The 2,105-nt window shown below is 36.3% G+C and carries 2 protein-coding genes; both read right to left on the reverse strand.

Going from position 1 to position 2,105, the window contains the following annotated elements; translation table 11 throughout:
- Positions 1-130 precede the first annotated feature (130 nt).
- Entirely contained in the window at positions 131-1,255 is a 1,125-nt protein-coding gene (locus tag QN395_RS21240) for a hypothetical protein (RefSeq protein ID WP_322248430.1), read from the reverse strand.
- A gap of 278 nt (positions 1,256-1,533) precedes the next feature.
- Positions 1,534-1,860: a hypothetical protein gene (locus QN395_RS21245; RefSeq protein ID WP_322118261.1), complete on the reverse strand. Its 327-nt coding sequence runs from the start codon at positions 1,858-1,860 to the stop codon at positions 1,534-1,536.
- Positions 1,861-2,105: the final 245 nt, after the last annotated feature.

The raw sequence follows: 2,105 nt of genomic DNA on the forward strand, positions 1-2,105 counted from the left end.
ATCTATATCTGAGTCCTTTCGAGCAACGCCATTTATCTGTGATCCAAAAAAATAAATGAACGAGAAATCTGAATACCGATTTGAAATTACGTTGACAATAAACTCAGTTAATAAATTTTTATAATTCATATTATTTCTCTGGAAGATTTTTAATCCCCCTATTTTTTGAAAAATAGGTATTGTTCCAATGGTCGAAATGGAGATGCTTAACACCAAGCAGATCCAGTTCTGAAATTAATTCTGGAGAATAAATTTCAGCAATTACCTGAGAATTTACATAGTAAATACCACCTTCACTTAGTGTAAATTTATAAGCGATACTCAAGGTGTTTTCAGCAGACTCCCACAACCTATTTATGTGTGCGAGGAATAGATGGCTATTTTGTATGTTTTGATATGTAGAGGGATAGTGAGCTCTTGCAGCTTTGAAGTAACACAAGATATACAGCATAAAATCGCTCATTCCGCTTATGTTTCCGCTATATGAGTCTAGTCCACTAGTTTTGAATTTTTGATAAACGCTAGTAGAAGTTAAGTTCGTCTCTAGGTTTGCTGCAATTGTATAGGCATTGAATTCATCAACTCCCGTTGATATATCGTTACCCGTGAATTTTTTGCTTTTAATAATGTAAGTATTAAAGTTTGAATTTGACGGTAAAAGTACTTTAAATTTGTCTGGTATCACTTCCTCGACGATGGAAAAGTTAGCACTGTCACCTGGATGCCGCTCGGTTATCCTCCCATAACCGTTAAATAAGTAGGTAGAATTCCCGCTATTGCACTTCCTCATTAAGGTGTGCATGTCATGTACCGTTTCATGTATCGCAGTAGTTAACGTGATCAGAGAAATTCCTTTGTTAATACGAATCCACCACATCACACTGTGCGGCATAAGTCGGAATAACTGATAAGCGTCTCTGTTGTTCGAATCTAAAAGTAACTGATTCACCACAGCAGTATCTGACTCTTTTAAATTAATACTTTTATCCCATTGTGGCTCACCAAACGCGTATGACTGATCGGATTTGTTGTCTCCAGAATCAACACCTTGATTTTCAATCAAAGCCCAGCAATTCAAGGAATTATAAAAAGGCCGCTCACCCGCTTCAGCAATAGAAATATTTTCAATTTCAGTCTTTTTAAGCATTATTTTAAATTGATCCATATTTTTCACTAATCCGGTATCCGAGCTATTGGAGTTTTTTTCCTTACCGTTTATTTGCGCACCACAAGGAAATGCACTAAAAAAAAACATAAGTATTAATGGTATTTTAAGCATTTGTTAAATAGATTTTGGAGGTATTGTCAAATAAGGTTTGCTGAAGATAATTGAACTCAGTAATGTGAAGTAATAAAAAAGGGCATAGAGGTCAATTTCCTTATTTTAATTTATACAAAATAATCCTAACCAAGTCATGACTTTTTGCTTTATGGTGGCATTCATTATTTTCTTTAACAAATGCCACTACTTTCTATTTCACAAATCGCAGAAATATAAATCTAATTTCGTACCTCGTCTTGCTGAGACATTGATCATTTTTGCATAGTTACTGTTGTGCAAATCTGCGCAGAAACAACCGGCGTTGGAGTGCCAGCGCATGTGATCACAGATATTGTGTTGTCATTATTTGTACAAGTTTGAATCGACTGTCCTACGGCACCTACAGTTATACAAACACTGGTTACAACAGTTGCTCCACTCGATTCCGAATTCTGTCCCGAGTTCGACCCCGAAACTGATACAGATTGAATTGGCTCTTCGCCATAGTAGGCATTGTTAATATCCAATCCATATTGAGCAGCTAGGCCAATATCCCCACCACCAACCGCAAACAATTCGTCATTTGTAATTAAACGCATTTTGTGTTTCCCTATACATGGTTAAGTTGAACTATGCCTCATGACATAGTTTTGCTGCTCCGTTCTTGGTCTCGACTACCTTGAACGGTTTTTCGGACTGGGTCTGGAAGAAAATATCCTTTCAGATCCAGTATTCGAATCTTGTTGGGTTACAAATTTCTATAGTTGGAGACCTTTGCATGACAGCCTTAATCAGAGCCGTTTCAGCAAAGGTTGAATTTTTAAAAAATAAAATGATGCTTTTT

The organism is Undibacterium sp. RTI2.2, assembly GCF_035018705.1.
In the GTDB taxonomy this organism is placed as follows: Bacteria; Pseudomonadota; Gammaproteobacteria; order Burkholderiales; family Burkholderiaceae_D; genus Undibacterium.

Excerpts from the sequence above, each read along its gene's own strand:
- QN395_RS21240 (WP_322248430.1), bottom strand. The coding sequence starts at position 1,255 with ATGTTTTTTTTTAGTGCATTTCCTTGTGGTGCGCAAATAAACGGTAAG.
- QN395_RS21245 (WP_322118261.1), bottom strand. The coding sequence starts at position 1,860 with ATGCGTTTAATTACAAATGACGAATTGTTTGCGGTTGGTGGTGGGGAT.